Origin of the sequence: Fretibacterium fastidiosum (assembly GCF_000210715.1) — a bacterium.
Taxonomy (GTDB): domain Bacteria; phylum Synergistota; class Synergistia; order Synergistales; family Aminobacteriaceae; genus Fretibacterium; species Fretibacterium fastidiosum.
In genome coordinates, this window is record NC_021038.1 from 1,605,178 (window position 1) to 1,612,031 (window position 6,854).

4 protein-coding genes are annotated in these 6,854 nt (G+C 63.6%); all 4 read left to right on the forward strand.

The window, feature by feature from the left end:
- Window positions 1-276: 276 nt before the first annotated feature.
- The 4 genes from SY1_RS07435 (at window position 277) to SY1_RS07450 (ending at window position 6,629) form a co-directional block, all read left to right on the forward strand.
- Entirely contained in the window at window positions 277-672 is a 396-nt protein-coding gene (locus tag SY1_RS07435) for a hypothetical protein (protein ID WP_208873294.1), read from the forward strand.
- A 254-nt stretch (window positions 673-926) separates the two neighbouring features.
- Complete coding sequence (locus SY1_RS07440) at window positions 927-4,646, forward strand: FG-GAP-like repeat-containing protein (protein WP_208873296.1); 3,720 nt, start codon at window positions 927-929, stop codon at window positions 4,644-4,646.
- A 257-nt stretch (window positions 4,647-4,903) separates the two neighbouring features.
- Window positions 4,904-5,131 (forward strand): thioredoxin family protein, encoded by a 228-nt coding sequence (locus SY1_RS07445; RefSeq protein ID WP_208873297.1) that lies wholly within the window; start codon window positions 4,904-4,906, stop codon window positions 5,129-5,131.
- A 52-nt stretch (window positions 5,132-5,183) separates the two neighbouring features.
- Entirely contained in the window at window positions 5,184-6,629 is a 1,446-nt protein-coding gene (locus tag SY1_RS07450) for a DUF1254 domain-containing protein (protein ID WP_208873298.1), read from the forward strand.
- The last annotated feature ends 225 nt before the right edge of the window (window positions 6,630-6,854 follow it).

Below are 6,854 nucleotides of genomic sequence, written 5' to 3' on the forward strand. Positions count from 1 at the left end.
GCGATTTGGTATAAATCAACATTTCTCTTTGATCCCCTCACAATTATACAGGAACGTGATGAAGGCTGCGACCGGCCCTTGGAGGGGCAGTGAACCAAAAAATTTCTCTTTTGCAGAAAAAAGTTACCTCTTCGGGCCGTAATCCTGACCTCAGGTCATGGACCCTTATCCAGGCTGGGCATAGAATATCATAGATAAGGGGCTTGGTCCCCTGTCTATTCAACCTCGCTATCGGGAAGGGAGTTTTTGTGAATGTTGAGCAAGCGTATTGGTGTCTTGTCGGTATTGGCAGTCCTCGTGTTCTCCGCCGCGGCCTTTGCAGCCGTGCAGGATTTCAAGGATTTTACCGTGGATGTCCCGGACGACTGGACCGCGACGCAGAACGGCACGACCGTGGGGATTGTGGCCAACGACAACTCTGCGGCGGTGAGCATCACGATGGACAAGCGGGATGGAATGGAGGCCAAGGACCTGGCTGCGGCTTTCGCAGAGAAGCTGAAGGGTTCGGAGCCGGTGTTTGAGGACGACGTGTACCATTTCGACTTCAAGAACGAGGCCGGCGTGGAGAGCAGGGCGATCCTGAACACGGAGGGCGATAAATACCTGATGCTCGTCATCACGGGGCAGAACCCCAAGCTGGAGGCCCTCATCGACTCCATACAGGAGAAATAGCCACAATAAGATAAGCGGGGGGATGTCGTTCTCTCGGGGCGTTTCGCCTCGAAACGAGGAACATCCGGGGAATATTGCAGACGGGCTTTGCCGCCGTTGCGTTTGAGTAAGATCTTGACAGGTACGGCGTTTGGTTTACGCCGTACCTGTCGTTGTCTTTTATGAAGTTGAAGTGGGGGAAGGTGCGAAGATTGTTCGGTTTATGGGGAACGCGAAGGTCAGGGCGCTCGAAAAAAACTGGCCTCGGAAGGATTTTGCCTCTGGCGCGGGGCTGCGTCCTGTGCGCGGGGATGGCGGGGATCGTCTTGATCCACGGCGCGCCGGCGGACGCGGCGGCGTCCGTCCTGATCAATGGCAAGCCGCTCGGGCAGATCGACGACATCGTGAAGGAGACGACCGGCTCGCGCGGCATCGTGAAGGAATCGTTCTTGAAGTTCATGAAGGCGAACGACGGCAAATTCCGGTTTTATCCCACTCAGGGGGACGACCAGGGAGGTCCGTCCGAGAAAGCTCAGGTCAACCTCGAGGATGACGGCGGGTACACCAACACGGGCCTTCACCCGACTGTCGGCAAAAAGCGGGCCGCGGACGGCTCCCTCGTCGTGATGTATCCGTCCTCCAACGAAGACGGCGTCACCCTCCGCTTCGCGCAGGTGAAGACGGACGGGAAGGGCGGGATCGCCGCGGCGAAAGGCTGGAGCACGACGATCGAGGCGTCCGGGTACCCCTACGTCACGGACTCGGCTGCCGGGCTATTCCCCGACGGCGAGGACGGACCCGAGGCCTTCGTCGTCGCGTACTACACGGCGGGCGGGGCCCCGTGGGGGAAGAAACGCCCCGGGTACGAGCAGACCTACACCGCCTGGCTGGCCTTCGTCGACCCTGCTACTAAGCGCGTCGAGACCCGACAGCTCGGGGCGATGAACGCTTATTTCCCGTCGGTTCGCGTGGCGGCGGGCGACCTCGACCACGACGGCAGGGCCAACGAGTTCGCGGTCATCCGCACCGGCAGGGGCGACGATTATTTTCTTCAGGTCTATCGCGCCTCGAGGAGTGCGTCGGGGGGCGTCGAAGCGTCCCCGATATACGAGACCGGCCTCGGCAGCCGGGACGGGAAGGGCGAAAAGGTCGACGGCTGCGACGTGGTGGCCGGGGACTTCAACGGCGACGGGAGGATGGAGCTCGCGGCGGTCTACGCCGACAAGTGGAAGGACAGCGACGCCTATCCGACCGTTCGGACGTACGGGTGGAACGGTTCCGGGTTCAGCGGCTCCGAGACGCGGCTGGATGACGACGATCAGCGGGTGGGCGGCACGTCGTGGACGCTGGCGTACGTCCCGCACTTCGGGATGATCGCTTCTGCCGGCGACTTGGACGGCGACGGGAAGGACGAGATCGTCTTCCTGTCCGCGAAGTACGGGGGTAACGGAGGGCAGATTCAGGCCTCGGTGTGGGAGACGGACGGTGCCCTGAAGCCCGCGCGTAAGTTCTGGCGCAGCACGGGACAGACCCTCGCCGGATACGGCGGGGTCGGCGGCGTGGACAGGGCGGAGTGCAGCTACCTGCTCCGCAGCGCGTCGCTCGCGCTCGTGCCCTTGGGAGGAACGTCGGAGCGGGGGGCCCCGCTCCGAAAGGTGTTCTTCTCGATCTCGCAGGACGACGATACGGACAAACGGTCGAGCGATTACTTCACCGGCGACAGACTGTGGTACCTGTCGCCCGAGATCTCGGGCGGCAACCTCACGGGCCTTTCCTCGCCCGTCCTTTACGCGCAAGGCAAGGCGGGACGCGCCGTGGCGCTCCTGCCCGGGGACTTCTACGGCGAGTCCTTGGCCCTGGGCGATCCGACGCACCTGGTCTTCGCCGACGAGCGCAGCTACGTCGCGGAGATCCAGACGCCCCCCTACCACGTGGACTACGTCCAGGCCCCATTCGAGGTCAACGGCGTCCGGCCGGAGCGGAAGTCCGTGATGAACCTGTCCTGGATGGGCTCGTCCGTCGCGTACTCGAAGGGCCAGACCGAGAGCAGCAAGGCCGACACGTCGTTCAGCGCGACCAGCGCGCTGGAGTGGGGGGTCAATGCCTCCGTCGGAGGGCGGTACAAGCTGATCGGCGCCAACGCTTCGGGCGGCTACAAGGACACGTCGGCAAGGGTCGAGAACAAGGCCAACAGCTCCCAGGCGACGGTCGCGACGACCATCACCACCGTCACGGACGGATCGGACAACGTCGTCCTGTATAAGACCGACCGGCACGTGTGGCGCTACCCGGTCCTCGGTACCATGCCTCAGGCTCCGGACGCGCCGCTCGAGGAGGGGGAGAAGCTCAACGGGGATCGGTTCATGACCTTTTCGCTCTGCGACGCGCCGACGATCGTCCAGGGCGACGCCGGCCAGAGCGCGCAGTTCGACGACTACAACCCCATCCACGAGGAGGGCAACCTCTTCTCGTATCCGACGAAGGTCGAGAACACCCCGTATTACGGTGAACTGCAGCAGGTGCTGTCGAACAGGCTGAACTCGACCGTCGGCGGCAAGACGGTGCTGGACCTCGCGGTCTCTCAGGTGACGACCGACGTGTCCGGTCTCACCACCAAGTCGAAGAAGGCGGCGAACGGCTCGCTCAACGTCTCGCTCGGCGCGCCGAAAGTCTTCAGCGTCGGGGTCACGAGCACGGTCGGCTATTCCAACGAGCTGACGAACACCGAGACCTTCACCAAGACGTACCAGGAGTCCGAGAAGTTCACCGTGACCCTCAACAACGCGCAGCTCCCGTTCAACTCCAGTTACGTCAAGCACCTCATCGAGACCCAGCTCTACGCCGACGCCGCCGGCGTGATGAAGGTGGCCTTCGCGGTGGACCTGGCCGACAGCAACGCGCTCGTATGGCGGAACGCGCCGGGCAGCCTCTACGCCGACAAACCCGACCCCGCGTTGGTCCTGCCGGCGCGCTACAACCGGCGCGTCCAGTTGTCCGAGAGCGGAACAACCCGGGTGGTCTGGTCCACCAACGAGGACAGGCTCTCGGCGACGCAGGTGCGCGGCATTGGGTTCCGGGACGTCGTCCTCAAGAAGTGGACGACGTCGGCCCTCGTCCGCGGCAGACAGTACGAGGTTCGGCTCCCGCTCTACAACGCGAGCTTCAAGGACGCGGGTGACGTCGAGGTCGAGATGCGCCTTCGCGCTGGGGGCGGGGACACGGACCTGCGGACGCTGGACCGGCAGACCGTTCGGCTTGGAGGCTGGACGCAGGGCACGGAGGCCAACAAGGCGACCGCCTCGTTCCAGTGGACCGTTCCGAACGACCTCGCCCCCGGCAACTACGACCTCTACTTCGCCGTGGACCCGGACAACAAACTCGACGAGCTCCACGAGGAGTGGGACTACAAGAGCGATCCGGGCGGCAACAACGTCGGCCGCTATCCGATCGCCGTTCTGGCCGAGGAGCCGAAGGCTGTCGCGGGCCTGGCGGTCGTGTCCGCCCAGGTGGCCCGTGCGGCCGCGAAGGAGGGCGACTTCAGCATGACCTTCAAGCCCATCCGGTCGGACGACACGCGCACGCAGCTGACGCTTCCGGAGTTCCGCGCAGAGCTCCTGAAACAGACCGAGGACTTCCGCGCCCACGCCACCATTCGGTACAGTGGCTCCGAGACGCTGACGAACCTGCGCCTGACGGTGAGTCGCGTCAAGGGCGACGGCAGCGAGAGCCGCGTTGTGACGCGGACCATCCCGGCGATCTTCCCGAACACGGAGCGCAGCCTCTCGTTCATTGTGTCGCCGGGCAAGATGCGCGAGGGAACCCTGGCCGTCGATCTCGTCGGGGACAAGGGCGTGAGCCTCCACTGGCCCCGCGGGGACAACCCGACGGATCCTCCCACGCCTGACGACAACAAGAGCAGCGGCGGGTGCGACGCGGGTGTCAGTGGATGGACACTGGCTCTTGCAGCTGCGTTCCTATTGAAAAGGAAAGCCTGATTTTCAACAACCGCAGCTAGTCCCTTTAGGGGCGACGCGGGATGGGGTGGGTTAACGCTGGCCCTTGCCGCGGTATTCCTGCTGAAAGCGAAAGGAACACATTCTTTAGAAGCGAAAGGAAGGGTTCGGTAATGAGAACGATGCTTGTGTCGATTTTCCTTTTTTTGGCTTTCATTTTCTGTCCCGTTCATGCCGAGGGAAAGGACTTGCCGACTCTGGTATCCCTGTCCGGGGCCGGTTGACCGGCCTGCAAACAGATGTCCAAGGTTTTGGATGCGATCAATGACCGGTATGAGGGCAGGCTGGCAGCGGAAGCGGTGGACGTGGACGAGTATCCCGAGCTCGCTAAGGAGTACAACGTGACCTACCTCCCCGCCCTCCTCTTTCTGGACGACAACGGCGATGTCGTTCGTCAGGAGGTTGGCTATCACAGCCTTGACGAGGTGCTGGAGATCTTCCGGGACATGGGGATCGACATCGAATGACGCGGGGCCTCGGGTCTCGGCATCCGTCGAAAGGGGAGAGAAGATCGTGTTCGTGAGTAAAGGGAGAGTAAAGAGCGGCGGGGGCGTTTTGCCCCTCGCCGCAGCCATGGCCCTGCTGCTGCTTGCCCTGGGGGGCTGCGGCGGCGGCAGGCACGAGTCCGGCTCTGCGACGACGCTCGACGACGCCTACGTCTACTGCTATCCGCTGGTCATGATGTCCGTGTCCCAGAGGGTGGCGACGAACGTCGTCGAGGCCACCTCCGCAAAGGTGCCCGTGAACCAGCTGCGCCACGCGCAGAGGTTGGCGGGGCCGGACTTCAAGGACGTCGTCACGCCGAACGTCGATACGCTCTATTCTCAGGCGTTCATCGACCTGAAGGGCGGGCCCCTGGTGTTCGTCAAGCCAGCCGCAGACCGCTACTGCTCGGCGCAGTTCCTGGACGCCTGGACGAACAGCGTGGGGATTGCCGGCACGGGGGGCAGGGAGGGAACGTCCGGGGAGCAGGTTTGCCTGCTGATGCGGTCGGACGACAAAACGACCGTTCCGGCGGGGATGACGCCCTTTCGTTTCTCCGGGAACCTCGGCTGGATCATCGGGCGCACCCTGTGCAGGGGCGAGGACGACCTGGAAAACGTCCGGACCCTTCAGAAACGGATGAAGCTGATGCCGCTGGCCGACTATCTCCGGGGCGGAGACTATGTCCCCCCAAAGGGGACCCACGACCCCCGGTACGACGGCGCGGTCCCCGTGGACTACGTTTTGAGGATGACGCCCGAGCAATTCTTCGGCGAGGCCAACGCCCTGATGCGGGACAACCCTCCGCTCCCCGGCGATGGGCCCCTCCTGGACAAGCTTCGTGTGCTGGGCGTAGGACCCGGTCTCAGCTTCGATCCCGCGGTGCTGGGATCGGACGCGCAGGAGCGGGAGGCGGCGTGGCGGGCGATGGTCAAGAGGGTCCAGGAGCGAGTCACCGCAAACAGTCAGAAGTTCCTCGTGCATTGGGGGCCATGGCAGTACCTCGGTGCGCCGATCGCCGAGTTCGGGACGGAGTACGACTACCGCGCGATGGTCGCCTGGAGGGGGCTGGGGGCCAACCCGGTCTCGGCCGCCATCTACGCCAGCACGAACAAGGACTCGTCGGGACAGGCCCTGAAGGCGGGGACGCGCTACAGGGTGCGCTTCGAGAAGGGGGCGCTGCCGCCGGTTCTGAGGGGTGGGTTCTGGTCGGTAACGGCCTACGGCGACGACGACTTTTTGATTGCGAACCCGTTGAACCGCTACTGCATCAACGACCGCACCCCTGTCACCTATAATGCGGACGGCTCCCTGGAGCTGCTGCTCCAGCCCGAGGCTCCAAAGGACGAGGACCCCCTCAAGGCCAACTGGCTGCCCACGGGACGGGGCGGGTTCCACCTGTTCCTGCGCATCTACTGCCCGGACAGGACGAGGATCGACGGGGGATGGAAGGCACCGAGCCTTATCCCAACGGCTGAATAGGGCGGGTGTAAAGAAGCAAAGAAGCCCCGTGCTCCAGGCAACGGAATGGGCACGAAGGAACCGTTGACGAACGGCCCCCTTTTGGGGGCCGTTCGTCCGGTGTCATGCCAAATTGTGCTGATACCAATTTGCGTCTAAAGGGAAAGAAAGGCCCCCCCTGATGGAGCCCCTAAGCGACCTGCACAGCTCACTGCGTTCGCTGGCAGTCTGCTTATGCAAGGGGGG

Excerpts from the sequence above, each read along its gene's own strand:
- SY1_RS07445 (WP_208873297.1), top strand. The coding sequence starts at position 4,904 with ATGTCCAAGGTTTTGGATGCGATCAATGACCGGTATGAGGGCAGGCTG.